The sequence below is a fragment of the Promicromonospora sp. NPDC057488 genome (assembly GCF_042802395.1).
In the GTDB taxonomy this organism is placed as follows: Bacteria; Actinomycetota; Actinomycetes; order Actinomycetales; family Cellulomonadaceae; genus Promicromonospora.
This window is the reverse complement of sequence record NZ_JBHVEG010000027.1, coordinates 21,520-39,799: the sequence shown is the minus strand read 5'-3', so window position 1 is coordinate 39,799 and position 18,280 is coordinate 21,520. Positions and strand designations below refer to the sequence as shown.

Sequence of the window (18,280 nt, the reverse complement as noted above, 5' to 3'; positions counted from 1 at the left end):
ACCTGTGCCGGGTGCCTCACGAACCAGCCGCCGTGCTGAGCCCGGTTCCCGCCCGACCCGCCGAGCCCGCGCCGTCGACCCCGCGGTCGTCCCGGCCGGTGCCGCACCCCGTCGCCCGGATCGCCGAGGTGGCGGTCCACCTGCCCGAACGCACCCGGGACGTGGCCGAGGCCGAGCGCGACCTGCACTGCAGGAACCCGAAGGTCGCGCCGCGCCTCCCGATGGTGTCGCGCCTGACCGGCGTGCGCCGCGTCCACGTCGCCGACGCCGACCAGCAGGCCTCCGACCTCGCGGTCGCCGCCTCCCGCACCCTCCTGGACCGGGCGGGCCTGGGGCCGCAGGACGTCGACCTGCTGATCTTCGCGTCCGCGACCCAGGACATGATCGAGCCCGCCACCAGCCACATCACCGCGGCCAAGCTCGGCGTCCGGGCGCCCGTGATGGACGTCAAGAACGCCTGCAACTCGGTGCTCAACGGGATCGAGGTGGCCGAGGCCCTCATCGGGACCGGCCGGTACCGGCGCGTGCTGGTCGCGTGCGGCGAGATGCCGACGCGCGGCGTCCGGTGGGACGTGCCCGACCGGGCGACCTACGCCATGTCCGCGGCCGGCTACACGATGTCCGACGGCGGGGCCGCGGTGCTCGTGGAGGCGGCCGAGGCGCCGTCCGGCTTCGAGGACGAGCTGGCCGCCGAGCTGGCGGGCCTGGTCGCGTCCGGCGACCGCCCGTCGGGGATCCTCGGCTCGGCGTTCACCGCCGAGTCGCAGCACTGGGACGTCGGCATGCTGCCGGGCGGCGGCACCGTCAACCCGCGCGACCCGGAGCGCAGCTACTTCGAGATCGACGGGTCGCGGCTGCGCGAGGCGTTCCTCGCGCTCGGCCCCGGCCCCGTGGACCAGGCGCTGGAGCAGGCCGGCGTGACCATGGACGACGTCGCGCTGGTCGCGGTGCACCAGGTCGCCGTCGGTTATCTCGCCGACGTGCACGCGGCGCTCGGCGTGCCGGCCGACCGCACGATCGTCACGGTGGCCGACCACGGCAACCTGGCCTCGGCCACGCTGCCGCTGCAGCTCGTGACGGCCCTGGAGTCGGGCCGGCTGCGCCGCGGCGACGTGGTGCTGCTCCTCGGGCTCGCGGGCGGCATCAGCATGGGTGCGATGGTGGTTCGGTGGTGACCCCGGAGAGCAGAGCCCGCCTCGCCGTCGTCGTGCCGGCGCTGAACGAGGCGCACGAGCACGGGATCCTGCGCACCCTCGAGGCGTTGCACGTCCAGGAGGACGACGACTTCGACCTGGTCGTGGTGGACAACGGCTCCACCGACGGCACCCCCGACGTCGTCCGCAAGGCGATCGCCGAGTGGGGGCGGCTGCGCTGGCAGGTGGTGACCGAGCCCGAGAAGGGGACCGGGGCCGCTGCCGACACGGGGATGCGGACCGCGATCGCCCTGGGCGCCGGGCTGCTGGCGCGGACCGACGCCGACTGCCTGCCGCCGCCCGGGTGGACCCGCGCGGTGCGCGCGGCGTTCGCGTCGGGCGACGAGCTGGTCGCCGGGCGGCTCGTGCCGCGCGCGGACGACCTGCCGGTCTCCCGGTTCCAGCAGGGCGTGCTGTCGTTCGCGCTGTGGGTCTCCAGCGCGTTCGGCAAGGTGCGACCCGGTAACCAGGACGAGGGGTACCTGGGGCCGTACGTGATGGCGCCGGGCTGCAACATGGCGATCACAGCGTCCCTGTACGAGCGGGCGGGCGGGTTCCCGCGCACCCGGATCGAGGACGTGCACGAGGACCGCGCCCTGGTCAACGCGGTGCGCCGGCTGACCACGCGGTACGCGGAGCACCGCGAGGTCTGGGTGCGGGCGTCGACGCGCCGCGTGCACGCGTGGGGCCTGGTGCGCACGCTCGGCTGGTACGCCGACCACCGCTACCGGCCCGAGGTCGTGGACATCCGATGACGGCGGCCCTGCCCGTCGACGGACGCCCGGTCGACGGACGCCCGGCGGACGCCGTCGGGCGTGGTGGGTCGGCCGCGCCCGAGGCGCTCTGGGAGGAGCGGGTGCAGCGCGCCGCGCACCCGCTCGCGTACCCGGCGCTCCGGTCCGCGCGCGGACGGCCGGTGGTGCGGGTCCCGCGCATCGGCGTGGTGGTGAGCGACGCCGCGATCGCGCGCGAGGTGCTGCTCGACCTCGACCACTTCTCCAAGGTGGGCCCGGGAGCGCCGTCGGACCTGTGGACGCCCGTTCTGGGGCCGTCCGTGCTGCTCAACATGGAGGGCGCGGAGCATGCCGCGCTCCGGCGCGCGCTCGGGCCGCTGTTCTCGCCCCGGGCGGTGCGGGAGCTGGTGTCCGGGGGTGGCGGGGCTGACGTGGCGGATGACGTGGCGGACGGCGGCGCGGACGGCGGCGGCGTGCTGCCGGACCTGACGCGGCGGCTCGCCGCGGGCGAACGGGTCGACCTGGCGGCCGCCGTGACGGCGCAGGCCGGCGCGGTGATCTGCGGGATGGTCGGCCTGCCGCCGACGGACGACGCCGTGCGCTCCGCGATGTCGGCCGCGCAGACGATCACCGGGATGGTGCGGCTGCACCGCCACGGGCTCACGCGGTCCCAGGTGGTGCGGGCGCGCGAGGTGCTGGAGCGGCTGACCGCGCCCGCCCGGGCGGCCTACCGCGCCGGGGACCCGGCGACCGTGCCGGGGCGCATGCGCGACCTCGGGCTGTCCGAGCGGGAGGCGATGGGCGCCGTCGGCGCGTTCGTGCTCACCGGGACGGAGACCATCCAGTCGCTTGTGCCCCGGCTCGTCGCGATCGCGCACGACACCGGCTGGACCGCGCGGCTGCTGGCGGACGACGCCGCGCTGCGGCGCCGGGCCGTCGAGGAAGGGCTGCGCGTCACGGTGCCGACGCCGGCGATGCTGCGCTCGGTGCGGGCCGCCGCGTCAGTGGGCGGGCTGCCCGTCGCCGCGGGGGAGCGCGTGGTGATCGCCACCGTCAACTGCTGCCGGGCTGCCGGCGGCTTCGATCCCGACCGGCCCGTCGACCCCGCGGTGCGGCACCTGTGGTTCGGCGCGGGCCCGCACTTCTGCCTCGGCATGCCGCTCGCGATGGCGCAGGTGGACGCCGTCCTGGACGCGCTCGCGGCCGCGACGACCGACGGGCGCGTCCCGGTCGTGGGGCGGCGCCGGGCCGCGCGGGGCGTGCTGGTCCCGGCGTACCGGTCGCTGGAGCTGAGCCTGGGGGAGATCGCATGACCCACTTCCTGGACGCCCTGGCGTCCCTGGCCCGGGAGACGCCCGACGCCGTGGCGCTGCGCTGGTTCGGCGGCCGCGACGGCGCTCGCGTGCGCGAGGAGGTCACGTTCGCCGGGCTCGCGGAGCGCGTCGAGCGGACTGCGTCCGGGCTGCGAGCGCTCGGCATGGAGCCCGGCGACCGGGTGCTGTTCAGCATCCGGCCCCGGCCCGAGGGCGTCATCCTGTGCCTCGCGATCCTGCGCGCGGGCGGCGCCGTCGTCTTCGTGGACCCCGGCTCGACGCCGGAGCTGTTCGCCGCCCGGATCGCGGCGGCGCGGCCCCGCTGGGCGGCGACCGAGGCCCTGCTGTACGCGGCGTCGTCGGGGCCGCTGCGCGGCATCGCCCGGTCGCGCGGGCTGCTGCTGCCCGACTACGGGCGGCTGCCCGTGCGGCACCTGTACTCCGGCAGCTGGCTGCCCGGGGTCCCGCGGGGCGCGCGACGTGCCGCGCGGCTCCTCGCGGACAGGGTCCTTCCGACGGCGGTCCTTCCGACTGCGGCTCTGCCGATGGCGGCTCGCCCGACGGCGGACGGGGCGGACGGCGGGGCGGACGGCGGGGCGGACGGCGGCGACCCGGCGTTGATCGTCTTCACGTCCGGGACCACGGCCGAACCCAAGGCCGTGGTGCACACGGCGGGCACGCTCGGCGGCATGCTGGGCCTGTTCGCTCAGGTGGGCGGACTGCGGGCCGGTCAGCGGGCGCACACCGACCAGATGTTCCTCGGGCTCCCGGCGGTCCTGTCGGGCGGCACGTGGGAGATCCCGGCGCGCGCGCCCAAGGACGCCCCGGAGGCGTTCGCGCGTGGGGTCGCGGGCGCCGACTCCTCGTTCCTGGTACCCGCCGACGTGACCGCGCTGCTCGACGTCCTGGAGGCGCGGGGTGTTGGTGGCGGTGGCGGCGGTGCGGACCTCGCCGCGGGTCGGGCCGCGGGTCGGGCCCCGGGGAGTGCCGACGGCCCGGCCGTGCTGGCGGTCGGGGCCGCGCCGGTGACCGTCGCGCTGCTCGAACGCGGCCGGCGGGTCCTGCCGCGGACGCGCTGGATCGCCGTCTACGGCGCCACCGAGATCCTGCCCGCCGCGATGACCGACGCCGACGAGAAGATCGCGGCCGCCGGCGCATCGGGGACGGCCGGCGGAGCGTCGGGCGACCTCGTGGGCCGCCCGCTGGACGGCATCGGCGTGCGGATCGACACCGCCGTCATCGGGCTGGACGAGGACCCGACCGGCGCCGACACGGACGGCAGAGCAGACACGGACGCCGGAGCAGACGAGGACGCCGGAGCCGACACGGACGGCGGAGCCGGTGGGCCCGGCAACGGTCCCGCGGTGGGCGAGCTGGTGCTCACGGGGCCGTCCCTGATGGCGGGGTACCTGGCGGACCTCGACGCGGGCAAGCCCCGCGCGACCGAGCACCGCACGGGTGACCTGGCCTACCAGGACGCGGAGGGCCGGATCGTGCTGGTGGGCCGCAACCGGGACATGATCATCCGCGGCACGGTGAACATCTACCCGGGCCTCTTCGAGCCCCGGCTGCGGGACCTGCCCGGGGTCGCCGACGCCGTCATGGTGGGCGTCCCGATGCCCGACGGCGACGAGCGGGTGGTCCTCGTGGTGACGGCCGAGGGCGCACCGCGGGACCAGGGCGCCTCGCGGGAGCAGGGCACCCTCCGGAACCAGGGCACCCCGCGGGTGCGGGCCGGCACGGACCTGGCGCGGGCGGTCGAGGCCCAGGTGGGGCAGGTCCTGGACCACGGCGCGCTGCCCGACCTGGTGGTCGAGGCGTCGCACGTACCGCTGGCGGGCCGGTCCCGGAAACCGGACCGTCATGCCCTGGTCGGCCTGGTTTCACCTCTCGCGGGTACAGTGCGCGCATGAGGGTGGCAGTGACCGGTTCGTCGGGTTTTGTTGGTGGGGCTGTGGTGCGGGACCTCGCGGCGCACGGGCACGAGGTGATCGCGTTCTCGCGACGCGTCCCGCGTGTACCCGCCGAGCTCCTCGACCGGGTCGCCCACCAGTTCTGGGACCTGCGCGACGGCCCGCTGCCCAAGGAGGACCGGCCCGAGGACGTCGACGTCGTCGTGCACTGCGGAGCGGCCGTCGGCGACGGCGGCAGCCACGCCCGCGCCTGGGTGGTCAACGTCGAGGGCACCCGCGCGGTGCGCGAGACGTTCCCCGGCGCGCGGTTCGTCCACCTGTCGTCGGGCAGCGTGTACGACCCGCGGACGCCGAGCGTCGCCGCGACCGAGGCCGAGGCGCCTGCGCGCGGCTACCTGAACGCCTACGGCAGGACGAAGGCCGCCGCCGAGCGGTACCTCGCGGCTGACGCCGCGCGCGAGGACCGCGGGCCCGTCGTCGTGCTGCGGCCGCACGCGGTCTACGGCCCGGGCGACACGACGCTGCTGCCGCGGCTCGAGTCCGCGGCGATCGGCGCCTGGCTGCCGCTGCCGGCCGGCGGCCGGGTGCGCCAGCACCTCACGCACGTCGACACCCTGGCTCGCGCCGTGCGCGCCGCCCTGGACGTGGACGTCCAGCCCGAGATCGCCGCCGGGCGCCCGCTCGTCGCGAACGTTGCCGACGCCAGCCCCGTCGACCTCCACCAGACGCTCGAGCTGCTGATGTTCGCCCGGTTCCGCCCGGTCCAGGTGGTGGAGATCCCGCTGCGGCTGGCCAACGCGCTGGCCTGGGTGGGGGAGCGCGTCGCCCGGTGGACCGGGCGCGAGCCGCGCCTGACGCGCTACGCCATCAGCCACCTCGCGATGGAGCGCACCTACGACCTCACGGTGCTGCGGGAACGCCTCGGCGTGGACCCCGCGCCGACGTCACTGCACGGCGCGATGAGCTGGTAGCCCGACGTGTCAGACGTACAGGTCCCTCCCGTGACCTGTACGTCTGACACGCTCGGAGGCTGTCCGGAATGCCCTACCCTGTGCGGGTGATTCCAGGGAACGTCGTCGCGATCGAGACGCTCGAGCTGCGCAAGGCGTACCGCTCGGTACGCGGCCGCGCCGTGGGCGTGGACGGCATCGACCTGCGGATTCCGGCCGGCGGCGTGCACGCGCTACTCGGGCTCGCGGGCTCCGGCAAGACCACCACGCTGCGCCTGCTCACCGGTCTCGCCCACGCGGACGGCGGAGCCATGCGGATCTTCGGCACGCACGTCCCCGACGGCCTGCCCGACCTCGCGGGCCGCATCGGCGCCGTCGTCGGCGACCCGGGCTTCCAGCCCCGGCTGAGCGGACGCCGCAACCTGGCCCTCCTCGCGAGCGCGGCCGGCGTGCCCCGCGCCCGGGTCGACGAGCTGCTTACCCGCGTGGTCCTCGCCGACCGCGCCAAGGCGCCCTACGGCACCTACTCGGCCGACGAAGGACGCCGCCTGGCGCTCGCGGCCGCGCTGCTGCGCGATCCCGACCTCCTGGTGGTCGACGACCCCAGCGCGGGGCTCGACGCCGTGGGCACCCGCGAGATCCGCCAGGCCCTGCGCCGCCTCGCGGACCGGGGCACCACGGTGCTGATCGCGACCGGCGTGCTCACGGAGGCCCAGCAGATCGCGGACACCGTGACCGTGCTCGACGGCGGACGCGTCCTCGCGCAGGGGAGCGTCGCCGAGCTCCTGGGCGACGCCCGGGTCAGCGTCCGCGTGGGGGTGGACGAGCCGGCGAAGGCGGCCGCGGCCCTGAGCGCCGCGGGGTTCAAGGTGCGCGCCGACGGCGAGACCCTGCACGTGGACGACGTCGCCGAGCCCGCGGAGATCTCCCGCGCGCTCGCCAAGCAGAAGCTCTTCGCGGGCGAGCTGGTGCCGCAGCGGGAGGACCTGGCCGCCGTCGTCGGACGCCTGCGCCCGGTGGTGGTGCCGACGCCGGTTCCGCCGAGCCGCGCCGAGGAACGGGCGGCCCGCAAGGTCGCCGAGCGCAAGGCTGCGGAGCGGAAGAAGGCCGCCGAGCAGCGCAAGGCCGACAAGGCGGAGGCCGCTCGGCAGGCGGCTGCCGAGACCAAGGCGGCCGAGGACGCGGCGGCGAAGCAGGCCGCGGCCGACGAACGGGCGGCGGCGAAGCAGGCGGCGCTCGACGCGCGCGCCGCGGCGAAGGAGACAGCGCGGGCGGAACGGGCCGCCGCGAAGGAGTCCCGGAGGCCGGCGAGCCCGCAGGCGGTGGCCGAGGTGGTGGCTGCAGCGCGGGGTGCGGCGGGGGCCCTTGGCGCGAAGGGCAGCGTTGTGAAGGACAGTGCTGCGAAGAGTGGTGCTGTGAAGGGCGTGTCTGAAAAGGCCACAGCCGGGAAGCCTGCTGTCGCGAAGCCTGGTGCTGGAAAGTCTGCCGCCGCGAAGCCGGCTGCTGCGAAGCCTGATGCTCCGAAGCCTGGCGGCGGAAACCCCGTTGCCGCCAAGCCGTCTGCCGCAAAGCTGCCTGCCGCAAAGTCTGCTGCCGCAAAGTCTGCCGGCGTTTCGACGACGACCTCCGCGGTCGAGAGCCCGGGCGACGCGAAGCCCGGTGCCGCGAAGTCTGCTGCCGGGAAGCCCGGTGCGCCGGCCGCGGACTCGGCGCGAGCCACCTCGAAGCCGGCTCCGACGTCCGCGGCGGATGCGAAGGTCGCGGGAGCTGAGTCCGGCGAGGCCGACCCGTCGCCGAAGCTGTCGAGGTTCGCCCAGCGTCGGGCCGAGTTCGACGCCAAGGTTGCGGAGAAGCAGGCGGCCGAGGAGGCGCGGCTCGCCGAGCGGCAGGCCGCAGCGGACGCGAAGGCCGCGGCCAAGCAGGCCGCCGCAGAGACGAAGCGCGCCGCCGTAGAGGCCCGGCAGGCCGAGAAGCAGGCCGCGGAGGACGCCAAGGCCGCCGCGAAGCAGAGCAGGGCCGACGAGCGGCAGGCGAAGGCCGACGCCAAGCAGGCCAGGATCGACGACCGGACGGCGCAGAAGCAGGCCGAGGCCGACGCCAAGGAGGCGGCGTCCGCGGAGAAGGAGTCCGCGAAGGCCACCGCGGAACAGGCGCGGGCCGACGCCAGGCAGGCGGCGCTCGACGCCAAGCAGGCCGAGTCCGACGCCCGGGCCGCCCGGAAGCAGGAGGCCGCCGAGGCACGGACGACCCGGCTGTCGGCCCGGCAGGACGGGGCCCGGTCGCTGCTGGGCCGGCGTGCGGCGGAGACGTCCGGCGGCCAGGATGCGGCGAGCGACCCGAAGGGGCTTGAGTCGGGGGCGCCGGAGGCGGAGGATCGGGAACCGGACGACCTCGAGCTCGAACGGCTCGAGGCGGAGCTCGCCGGGCACGAGGACCTCGAACCGGACGACACCGAACCGGACGACACCGAACCGGACGACACCGAACCGGACGACAGCGATCTGGACGGCACCGCGTGGGACGACGTCGACCCCGACCGTGACGCGTGGGACGACACCGACCCGGAGCACACCGGCCGGGACGACGGCGACGCGTACGACGACTGGTCCGACGATCCCGACCCGGACGACACGGAACCCGACGACACGGAACCGGACGACGGGGCGGGCCCGGGACGGCCGCATCCTGGTCAGCAGAGGCCGAGACAGCAGGGTTCAGGGCAGGGTTCGAGCCGGCAGGGCTCCGGCAGGGGCAAGAAGCGTTCCAAGGGGAGGCGATGATGGGGCTGCTGTGGGCCGAGCTGCGCCGGTTCGCCGCGCGGCCGGCGATCCGGTGGATCGCCGTGGCGATGCTGGCGCACGTCGCACTCGCGGTCGCCATGACGGCGTTCGAGCCGGAGGCGTCGACGCTGGCGGCGATGCTCGAGCAGGGGCAGATCTCGTTCTACGCGATGACGTCGGTGTTCCTCGCCTACGTGGCGGGCGTGCTGCTGGTGACCGGGGCGGCGGCGTCGGGCGGGACCCGGGCGGTGCTGACCGTCGAGCCCCGGCGCGGCCGCGTCTACTGGACCAAGCTGGCGGCGGCCGGGCTGGCGGTGGTGCCCGGCATCGCGGCGGCCTGTGCGGTGCTCGCGTTCGGCATGTACTGGACGCACCAGCGCGCCGGGGTGCTGGGTGGCACGCCGTCGGACCTGGCGGAGGCCCTCGTCTGGTGCGGTGTGCGCGTGCTCGCCCTCGCGGTGTGCGCGGCGGTCAGCGGTGCGGCGCTCGGCCTGCTGGTGCGCCGCTGGTGGGTGGCGGTCGGGCTCGCCGTGGCGTGGTTCCTGGTCGAGGAGCAGGTGGTGCTGGGGGCGTCCTCCGGCGTCGGGAACTGGCTGCCGTTCAGCAACGCGGACGCCTGGGTGCGCGGCACGCGCACCGTCCCGTCCGGCGACGGTCTGCTGGCGGACCCCCTGCTGCACAGCGGGCTCCTGATGCTGGGGATCGCGGTGGTGCTGGCCCTGCTCGGCTCCGTGGTCTTCCGGCGCCGGGACATCCGCTGAGAGATACGCCCAGACGTACGCCCAGACCTACGCCCGGACGTAGGCTGGGGGCAGCGGGCCGAACTCCCCGCGAGCCCCGTGATTCCGCGGCTGGACAGCCGTGGTGTCTCGGATCGTGGGACCTTTGGCCCGCTGGGTGACACCGGCTGGTTTTCGGCGTAACGTGCGTGGCGTGCAGACGATCATTCTCGTAGTACTTCCTGAGCGCGCGGCCTAGGCCCAGCACAGGCATCGTCCGCGCGCTCACCCTGGCAGTCCTTCTCACCAAAGGACCCGGGGTTTTTTTGTTGTCACGAACGCTCGCTTTCGCCCCAGGACGGGGCGCGACGGCAGGAGATCCGTATGACCGGCACACCGACACCCGCACAGATCGCCGCGCGCGCCGAGGCGCGTGACCAGGTGCGCACCGAGCTTCGGTCCCGCGTAGGCGGCAGGGCCGAGACCGAGGTCGCGGCACCGCGCGTCGGGCCGGAGGAGGTGACGGGGGCGCAGTCGATCGTCCGCTCCCTTGAGGAGGTCGGTGCGGACGTCGTCTTCGGCATTCCCGGCGGCGCGATCCTGCCCACGTACGACCCGCTGATGGACTCCGCCAAGCTGCGGCACATCCTGGTGCGGCACGAGCAGGGCGGCGGCCACGCGGCGTCGGGCTACGCCCACGCGACGGGCCGCGTCGGCGTCACCATGGCGACGTCGGGCCCCGGCGCCACCAACCTGGTGACGCCCATCGCGGACGCGAACATGGACTCGATCCCGATGGTGGCGATCACCGGCCAGGTCGCGAGCGCCGCGATCGGGACGGATGCGTTCCAGGAGGCGGACATCGTCGGCATCACGATGCCGATCACCAAGCACTCCTACCTGGTCACGGACCCGGCGGAGATCCCGCGCACCATCGCGGAGGCGTTCCACATCGCCTCGACGGGCCGGCCGGGCCCGGTGCTGGTGGACATCGCGAAGTCGGCGATGCAGTCGCGCACCACGTTCTCGTGGCCGCAGGAGCTGAACCTGCCGGGCTACCACCCCGTGACCAAGCCGCACTCCAAGCAGATCCGCGAGGCCGCGAAGCTGCTGGCCACGGCCCGGCGGCCGGTGCTGTACGTGGGCGGCGGCGTGATCCGCGCGGGCGCGGCGGACCTGCTGCGCCAGCTCGTCGACCTGTCCGGGGCGCCCGTCGTCACGACGCTGATGGCGCGCGGCGCGGTGCCCGACAGCCACCCGCAGCACCTGGGCATGCCCGGCATGCACGGCACGGTGCCCGCCGTCGCGGCACTGCAGAAGGCGGACCTCGTGTTCGCGCTCGGCGCCCGGTTCGACGACCGCGTGACCGGCAAGCTGTCGAGCTTCGCGCCGCTGGCCGCGATCATCCACGCGGACATCGACCCCGCCGAGATCGGCAAGAACCGCGAGGCCGACGTGCCGATCGTGGGCGACCTCCGCGAGGTCATCGGCGACCTGCTGCCCGAGCTGGCCAAGGAGCACGAGGCGCACGGGAAGCCGGACGTCGAGGGCTGGTGGCGGCAGCTCGACGAGTGGCGCCGCACCTACCCCCGCGGCTACACCGAGCCCGAGGACGGCCACCTCTCGCCGCAGCATGTGATCCAGCGCCTGGGCGAGATGACCGGGCCGGACGCGATCTACGTCGCCGGCGTGGGGCAGCACCAGATGTGGGCCGCCCAGTTCATCAGCTACGAGCACCCCAACACCTGGATCAACTCCGGCGGCCTCGGCACGATGGGCTACTCCATCCCCGCCGCGATGGGCGCGAAGGTGGGCCAGCCGGACCGTACCGTGTGGGCCGTGGACGGCGACGGCTGCTTCCAGATGACCAACCAGGAGCTCGCCACCTGCACGATCAACGACATCCCCATCAAGGTGGCGCTGATCAACAACAGCTCGCTGGGCATGGTGCGGCAGTGGCAGACGCTCTTCTACGAGTCGCGCTACTCCAACACCGACCTGCACACCGGGCACGGCACCATGCGCGTGCCCGACTTCGTGAAGCTCGCCGACGCGTACGGCTGCGAGGGCATCCGCGTGGAGCACGCCTCCGACGTCGACGCCGCGATCAAGCGGGCCAACGAGATCGACGACCGGCCCGTGGTCGTGGACTTCACCGTCTCGCGTGACGCGATGGTGTGGCCCATGGTCGCCGCCGGCGTGAGCAACGACGACATCCAGTACGCACGCGGCATCTCGCCGGCGTGGGAGCGAGAGGACTGACCCCCATGTCGAGGCACACCCTGTCCGTGCTCGTGGAGAACAAGCCCGGCGTGCTCACGCGCGTCGCCGGACTGTTCGCCCGTCGCGCGTTCAACATCCACTCCCTGGCCGTCGGCCCCACGGAGCACGAGGAGATCTCGCGCATCACCGTGGTGGTCGACGTCGAGGAACACCCCCTGGAACAGGTCACGAAGCAGCTCAACAAGCTCATCCACGTGATCAAGATCGTCGAGCTCGAACCCGAGTCGTCCGTGCACCGCGAGCTGCTGCTCGTCAAGGTGCGGGCAGACGCCGCCACCCGTACCGGGGTGCTGGAAGTCGTCGAGATGTTCCGGGCGCGCGTCGTCGACGTCGTGCCGGACTCCGTGGTCATCGAGGCCACCGGACCGGCGGCGAAGCTCGACTCGCTCCTCGCGGCGCTGGAACCGTACGGCGTCCGTGAGATCGTCAAGTCCGGCACACTGGCCATCGGCCGGGGCGCCCGGTCCATCACCGACCGCGCGTTCGAGCGCGCGGTGAGGTCCGCTTGAGCGCGCGACCCATCGATACTTCTTTCCACCCGAGTAATCAACTGAGGAGCAAGAACCGTGGCTGAGCTGTTCTACGACGACGACGCTGACCTGTCGATCATCCAGCAGAAGAAGGTCGCTGTGATCGGTTACGGCAGCCAGGGCCACGCGCACGCCCTGAACCTGCGCGACTCCGGCGCCCAGGTGACCGTCGGCCTGCGCGAGGGTTCCTCCTCCCGCACCAAGGCCGAGAACGAGGGCCTCGCCGTGGCGACCGTGCCGGACGCCGTGCGCGACGCCGACGTGGTGGTCATCCTCGCGCCGGACCAGGTGCAGCGGCACCTGTACGCCGAGGACATCGCGCCGAACCTCAAGGAGGGCGCCGCGCTCGTCTTCGGGCACGGCTTCAACATCCGCTACGGCTACATCAAGCCCGAGGCCGGCCACGACGTGCTCATGGTCGCCCCCAAGGGCCCGGGTCACATCGTGCGTCGCGAGTTCGCCGACGGCCGCGGCGTGCCCGTGATCGTCGCGGTGGAGCAGGACGCGTCCGGCACCGCCTGGGAGCTGGCGCTCTCGTACGCCAAGGGCATCGGCGGCCTGCGCGCCGGCGGCATCAAGACGACGTTCACCGAGGAGACCGAGACCGACCTGTTCGGCGAGCAGGCCGTCCTGTGCGGTGGCGCGTCGCAGCTGGTCCAGTACGGTTTCGAGACGCTGACCGAGGCCGGCTACCAGCCGGAGGTCGCGTACTTCGAGGTGCTGCACGAGCTCAAGCTGATCGTCGACCTGATGGTCGAGGGCGGCATCGCCAAGCAGCGCTGGTCCGTCTCGGACACCGCCGAGTACGGCGACTACGTCTCCGGCCCGCGCGTCATCGACCCGCGCGTCAAGGAGAACATGAAGGCCGTGCTGGCCGACATCCAGAACGGCGCCTTCGCCGAGCGCTTCATCGCGGACCAGGACGCGGGCGCGCCCGAGTTCAAGGAGCTGCGCGCCAAGGGCGAGCAGCACCCGATCGAGGCCACGGGCCGCGAGCTGCGCAAGATGTTCTCGTGGATCAAGCCGGCCGACTCGGACTACGTCGAGGGCTCGGCCGCTCGCTGACCCGAGCTGTTGGCTGACCCGAGCCGGGTCGGCAGGCCAAGAACAGCGCCCCGCCCTCCGTACGGAGGGCGGGGCGCTGTCGCGTTCCGGGGAGTTCCGGGGAAGGTCAGCTCTTGAGCGAGTCGACCCAGTCCTGGTTGTCCGCGAGCCAGGCCTCGACGCCGGCAGCCGGGTCGCCCTCGTGCTCGTTGACGACCTGGTCCTCCAGGCTGCCGTACTGCTCGTCGTCCAGCTTGGCCTTGCCGATCATCTCGGCGACCTCGGGGTACTCCTCGCTGAACCCGGCGGTGGCCAGCTCGTGCAGGCCCTCCGCCTCGCCGAGGGCGCCCTTCGGGTCCTCGAGGTCGCGCACGGGGAACGTGTTGTTCGCCCAGAACGGCCGCCACAGCGTGACGACGATGTCCTCCTGGGCCTGGACGGCCTCGTCGAGGGCGTTCAGCATGGCCGGGGTGGAGGACGTCTGCAGCGTCCAGCCGTCGGCGTCCAGGCCGTACTCCGGGATGACCTGCTCCTGCGTGGCCTTGGTCAGGCCCGCGCCCGCCTCGATGCCGACGATCTTGCCGTCGTAGTCGGCGCTCTTGCCGATGAGGTCCTCGATGGACTGGAGCTCGGAGTACTCGGGGACGGCCATGGTCAGCTTGGCGCCGTCGTAGTAGGTGCCGAGGTCCTCGAGGTCGTCGCCGTACTCGTCCATGTAGGCGGCGTGGGTCACCTCGGGCCACGCGGACGGGAAGATGTCGATGTCACCTTCCGCGAGCCCGGTGTACAGCGGCGCGGCGTCGTTGATCTCGGTGATCTCGACCGTGTAGCCGTCCTCCTCGAGGATGTTCTTCCACAGGTACGCGGTGCTCAGGCCGTCGGTCCACGAGGGAATGATGCCCAGCGTGATGGTCTTGTCGCCGTCGCCGCTCTCGTCGCCCGAGGCGCATGCCGTGAGGCTCAGGCCCAGGCCGAGAGCCAGTGCGGCCGCTCCGATCCGCTTGCCGGTCGTGCCGATCATCGGTGTCCTTCCGTTTCGTATATCTGGGGTTCGTTATGTATGGAGGTAGGTCTGGGAAAAAGGGTCAGGAGGCGCTGGCGGCGGTCGCCGGGGTCCGGGTGAACCGCTCGCGCAGCTCGCGCAGGCGGCCGTGACCCGGACGGCGGGAGCCGATCGACGCCGTCAGGCGGTCCAGGAAGATCGCCAGGATCACCACGGAGATGCCGGCGTCGAAACCGCGGGCGAGGTTGAGGGTCGAGATCGCGCCGACCACCTCGTTGCCGAGGCCGCCGCCGCCGACCAGGCCCGCGATCACGGCCATCGACAGGGCCAGCATGATCACCTGGTTGACGCCGGCCATCACGGTCGGCAGGGCCAGGGGCAGCTGGATGTCCTTGAGGATCTGCCGGGGTCCGGCGCCGAAGGCCTGCCCGGCCTCGACGACCTCGCCGTCGACCTGGCGGATGCCGAGCTCGGTGAGCCGGACCGCCGGGGGCAGCGCGAAGATCACCGTGGCGACCAGGGCGCCGGCCACGCCGATGCTGAACAGCTTGAGCACGGGCAGCAGCCAGACCATGCCGGGCATGGTCTGCATGAAGTCCATGACGGGCTTGACGATGCGGCTGACCACGGGCGAGCGGGCCGCGAGGATGCCCAGCGGGATGCCGAGGACCAGGGCCACCACGGTCGCGACCACCACGAGGGCGAGGGTCTGGACGGCGGGCTCCCACATGTCCATCCCGATGATCAGGACGAGGCCCACCAGGGTCCCGACCCCGAGCTTCCAGTTGCGCAGGAGCCAGCCGAGCAGCGCGAGGATGATCGCGAGGACCAGCGGGTCCAGGGCCAGGAGCGGGTCGGCGATCCCGTTGATGGCGCCGGTGATCAGGTCGCCGATCACGTCGAACAGCGCGTCGAACGTCTGCTTGAACCAGGTGAAGCCGGTCTCGAGCCAGGTGCCGATCGGGATCGGCGGCACGATCGTCACGGGGGCGGCGCTCTCAGGCACGGGCGGCCTCCTTGGTCTCGTCGTCCTTGGTCTCGTGGTCCTTGGTCTCGTGGTCGGCGGTCACGGGAGCGTCCGCGACGTCGGTCTCTGCGTGCGCGGCGAGCGCCGAGAGCAGGGTGATGCGCGGGACGACGCCGCTGAGCCGCCCGGCGTCGTCGACCACGGCGATGGCCGGGGTCTCGGCCGCCGGGCCGAAGAGGTCGGCGAGCGAGGTGTCGGGGGACACCCTGGCGCCGTCCGGGACCGGGTGCAGCAGGCCGGTGAGGTCCTTCTGCTCCAGGTGCCGGCCGACCTCGTCCTCGGTCACGTACCCCTTCAGGGTGCGGTCGCGTCCGGTGACGAACATGGCCGGGATCTGGTGCTCACGCATCAGCTTGTGCGCGGCGCGCGGCCCCTGCTCGGCCCCGAGGACGGCGGCCGGCTTCTCCATGACGGACGCCGCCGTCAGGACGCGGGTCCGGTCGACGTCGGCGACGAACTGCGCGACGTAGTCGTTCGCCGGGTCCGTGAGGATCTCCTCGGCGGTGCCGACCTGGACGATCCGCCCGTTGCGCATCATGGCGATCCGGTCGCCGATGCGCATGGCCTCGTTGAGGTCGTGGGTGATGAACAGGATCGTCTTGCCGAGCTTCTGCTGCAGCTCGATCAGCTGGTCCTGCATGTCCCGGCGGATCAGGGGGTCCAGCGCGCTGAACGCCTCGTCCATCAGCAGGATGTCGGTGTCGGCGGCGAGGGCGCGGGCCAGGCCCACGCGCTGCTGCATGCCGCCCGAGAGCTCGCTGGGCAGGTTCTCGTCCCAGCCGCTCAGGCCGCACAGCTCGAGCGCCTCGTGCGCCCGCGCGCGACGCTCCTCCTTGCCTACGCCCTGGGTCTCCAGGCCGTAGGCGGCGTTGTCGATGACCGAGCGGTGCGGGAACAGCGCGAAGTGCTGGAACACCATGCTGATCCGCTGGCGCCGCAGACGGCGCAGGTCCTTGCCGGTGGCGGCGGTGATGTTCTCGCCGTACAGCTCCACGTGCCCGGAGGTCGGGGCGTGGAGCCCGTTGATCATGCGGATCAGCGTCGACTTGCCGGACCCGGACAGGCCCATGACGACGAAGATCTCTCCCTCTTCCACGGTGAACGACGCGTCGATCACCGCGGGTGTCAGACCCGCATCCTTCAGCTCGTCGGTGCCGGCGCCGGCCTCGAGGCGCTTGACGCCCTCGCGACCCTTGCGGCCGAACACCTTGTACAGGTGGTGTGCCTCGATAGCTGGCACGAAGCCCCCTTGTCTTGGCGGGAAATTGGTCTGGTGGCAGGAAAATTCCAGGAAAATATGTCGGTACAACGTGAACCGCCCTTCACCAGACCATGTCTAGTCACGCACATGCAAATTAGGTAAGCGTTCGTTATCGGATCGTTCAGTGTTCGTTACGGCTCCCCGGACGTCGTCCGGCACGGGCCGTTAGGGCAAGATGTCCCCGTGACCAACGACGCGAATCCGCAGGCAGCGGACGACAACGAGCCGACCGCCGCCGCCCGGGCGGAGTCCCGCGAGAGTGCGGAGCGTGAGGCTGCTGGGGCCGAGGCGGTTGAGGCGGAGTCTGCTGCGGCTCAGGCTGCTGGGGCTGAGCCCGCTGCGGCCGAGCCCGCTGGGGCCGAGGCGGAGGAGTTCGACCCGGCGACGTTCGATCCGGCGACGTTCGACCCCGAGTCGGTGCCGGTGGAGGACGCCGAGCTCGCCGCCGAGGTGCTCGACTTCTGGGGCGCGACCCGCCAGTACGCCGGCATGGCCAAGGCGAGCATCGTCGTCGGGCACACCGTGAGCGAGACCGTGCCGCCGCCCGCCTGGTCGTTCGGCGACGAGCCCGAGCTGGCGGAGACGCTCCTCGCCGCGGTCCTGTCGGGGGACAAGACGGCGACGTCGTCGGCCCTGTGGGACTACGACGACGAGGGCGCGCCGCTCCCCGTGGTCGGCGAGCTGTCGATCCTGCTGGACGGCGAGCGGCACCCGCGCGCGCTGATCCGCACCACGAACGTCGAGACCACTACGTTCGACGAGGTCGACGACGACTTCGCGGCCGCGGAGGGCGAGGACGACCGCACGCTGGAGTCGTGGCGCGCGGGGCACGAGGCGTACTTCCGCCGCACCCTGGCCGAGGGTCGCGAGTTCTCGGCGGACATGCCGATCGTGTGCGAGCGTTTCGAGCTCCTCTACCCGAAGCCCTGAGCCGACGTCTGGCCCCGGTGCTGCTCACCATGGCCAGGTAGAGCCGTCGAACGTAGTCTTCGTCGCCGCAAGGAAGGCTCTTGCGGCGACGAAGCCTACGTTCGGCGAACGGTGCGCGACGTCGGGGGCCCAGTGTCAGTGGCTCGGCCTACGGTGTGGGGCATCGGTCTCGACGAGAGGTGAAGGCGATGGCGCTGCGCTGGTACTCGAACGTGGTGGAGTCCACGGACCACCGGAAGCTGGCCCGCTGGTGGGCCGAGGCCCTGGGCTGGGAGGTCGTGTTCGACCTGGACTCGGAGGTGGTCGTGGTGCCGCCGTGGGCGCTCGAGCTCTCCGGCAAGCTGGACTTCCACCAGGTGCCGCCGGGCATGGTGTTCGTCCCGGTCGAGCACGAGAAGACCGGTAAGAACCGGCTGCACTGGGACTTCGCGCCGCACACGAGCGACGACCGGGACGCCGAGATCGCGCGGCTGGTCGGCCTGGGTGCCACCGTGATCGACGTCGGCCAGCCGGCCGAGGCGACCTGGACCGTGCTGGCCGACCCGGACGGCAACGAGTTCTGCGTGCTGTCGGCCCGGGACCAGTAGGCCGCCGATGAGT

15 protein-coding genes are annotated in these 18,280 nt (G+C 73.0%); 12 read left to right on the top strand and 3 right to left on the bottom strand.

The window, feature by feature from the left end; translation table 11 throughout:
* Positions 1–11 precede the first annotated feature (11 nt).
* From ACFU5G_RS08170 to ilvC, 10 genes are all read left to right on the top strand, one after another.
* Complete coding sequence (locus tag ACFU5G_RS08170; protein ID WP_377242576.1) at positions 12–1,175, top strand: 3-oxoacyl-ACP synthase III family protein; 1,164 nt, start codon at positions 12–14, stop codon at positions 1,173–1,175.
* The gene (locus ACFU5G_RS08165) at positions 1,169–1,948 is read left to right on the top strand and encodes a glycosyltransferase (RefSeq protein WP_377242574.1); all 780 of its coding nucleotides are present in this window, start codon (positions 1,169–1,171) and stop codon (positions 1,946–1,948) included. The genes ACFU5G_RS08170 and ACFU5G_RS08165 overlap by 7 nt, the downstream gene beginning before the upstream one ends.
* Positions 1,945–3,240 (top strand): cytochrome P450, encoded by a 1,296-nt coding sequence (locus ACFU5G_RS08160; RefSeq protein ID WP_377242572.1) that lies wholly within the window; start codon positions 1,945–1,947, stop codon positions 3,238–3,240. Before ACFU5G_RS08165 ends, ACFU5G_RS08160 begins: the two co-directional genes overlap by 4 nt.
* Entirely contained in the window at positions 3,237–5,153 is a 1,917-nt protein-coding gene (locus tag ACFU5G_RS08155) for a class I adenylate-forming enzyme family protein (RefSeq protein WP_377242570.1), read from the top strand. The genes ACFU5G_RS08160 and ACFU5G_RS08155 overlap by 4 nt, the downstream gene beginning before the upstream one ends.
* A complete protein-coding gene (locus tag ACFU5G_RS08150) occupies positions 5,150–6,124 on the top strand; it encodes an NAD-dependent epimerase/dehydratase family protein (RefSeq protein WP_377242568.1) in 975 nt (324 codons plus the stop codon). The genes ACFU5G_RS08155 and ACFU5G_RS08150 overlap by 4 nt, the downstream gene beginning before the upstream one ends.
* A gap of 86 nt (positions 6,125–6,210) precedes the next feature.
* Positions 6,211–8,883: an ATP-binding cassette domain-containing protein gene (locus ACFU5G_RS08145; RefSeq protein WP_377242566.1), complete on the top strand. Its 2,673-nt coding sequence runs from the start codon at positions 6,211–6,213 to the stop codon at positions 8,881–8,883.
* Positions 8,880–9,644: a hypothetical protein gene (locus ACFU5G_RS08140; RefSeq protein ID WP_377242564.1), complete on the top strand. Its 765-nt coding sequence runs from the start codon at positions 8,880–8,882 to the stop codon at positions 9,642–9,644. Before ACFU5G_RS08145 ends, ACFU5G_RS08140 begins: the two co-directional genes overlap by 4 nt.
* A 342-nt stretch (positions 9,645–9,986) precedes the next feature.
* A complete protein-coding gene (locus ACFU5G_RS08135; RefSeq protein WP_377242562.1) occupies positions 9,987–11,864 on the top strand; it encodes an acetolactate synthase large subunit in 1,878 nt (625 codons plus the stop codon).
* A gap of 5 nt (positions 11,865–11,869) precedes the next feature.
* Complete coding sequence (ilvN, locus tag ACFU5G_RS08130) at positions 11,870–12,394, top strand: acetolactate synthase small subunit (protein WP_020013644.1); 525 nt, start codon at positions 11,870–11,872, stop codon at positions 12,392–12,394.
* 57 nt (positions 12,395–12,451) lie between these two features.
* Positions 12,452–13,480 (top strand): ketol-acid reductoisomerase, encoded by a 1,029-nt coding sequence (gene ilvC, locus ACFU5G_RS08125; RefSeq protein WP_020013645.1) that lies wholly within the window; start codon positions 12,452–12,454, stop codon positions 13,478–13,480.
* Between the two features lie 106 nt (positions 13,481–13,586).
* Here ilvC and ACFU5G_RS08120 read toward each other — a convergent pair whose 3' ends face one another.
* The 3 genes from ACFU5G_RS08120 to ACFU5G_RS08110 all read right to left on the bottom strand — a co-directional run bounded on the left by ACFU5G_RS08120 (position 13,587) and on the right by ACFU5G_RS08110 (position 16,729).
* Positions 13,587–14,480: a glycine betaine ABC transporter substrate-binding protein gene (locus ACFU5G_RS08120; RefSeq protein WP_377242560.1), complete on the bottom strand. Its 894-nt coding sequence runs from the start codon at positions 14,478–14,480 to the stop codon at positions 13,587–13,589.
* 64 nt (positions 14,481–14,544) lie between these two features.
* Entirely contained in the window at positions 14,545–15,468 is a 924-nt protein-coding gene (locus ACFU5G_RS08115; RefSeq protein ID WP_377242558.1) for an ABC transporter permease, read from the bottom strand.
* Positions 15,461–16,729, bottom strand: coding sequence for a glycine betaine/L-proline ABC transporter ATP-binding protein (locus ACFU5G_RS08110; protein WP_377242557.1), 1,269 nt, complete (start codon positions 16,727–16,729; stop codon positions 15,461–15,463). The genes ACFU5G_RS08115 and ACFU5G_RS08110 overlap by 8 nt, the downstream gene beginning before the upstream one ends.
* Before the next feature lie 204 nt (positions 16,730–16,933).
* Here ACFU5G_RS08110 and ACFU5G_RS08105 point away from each other — a divergent pair, with 204 nt between their 5' ends.
* Positions 16,934–17,680 (top strand): ASCH domain-containing protein, encoded by a 747-nt coding sequence (locus ACFU5G_RS08105; protein WP_377242555.1) that lies wholly within the window; start codon positions 16,934–16,936, stop codon positions 17,678–17,680.
* Between the two features lie 188 nt (positions 17,681–17,868).
* A complete protein-coding gene (locus ACFU5G_RS08100) occupies positions 17,869–18,267 on the top strand; it encodes a VOC family protein (RefSeq protein ID WP_377242553.1) in 399 nt (132 codons plus the stop codon).
* Positions 18,268–18,280 lie beyond the last annotated feature (13 nt).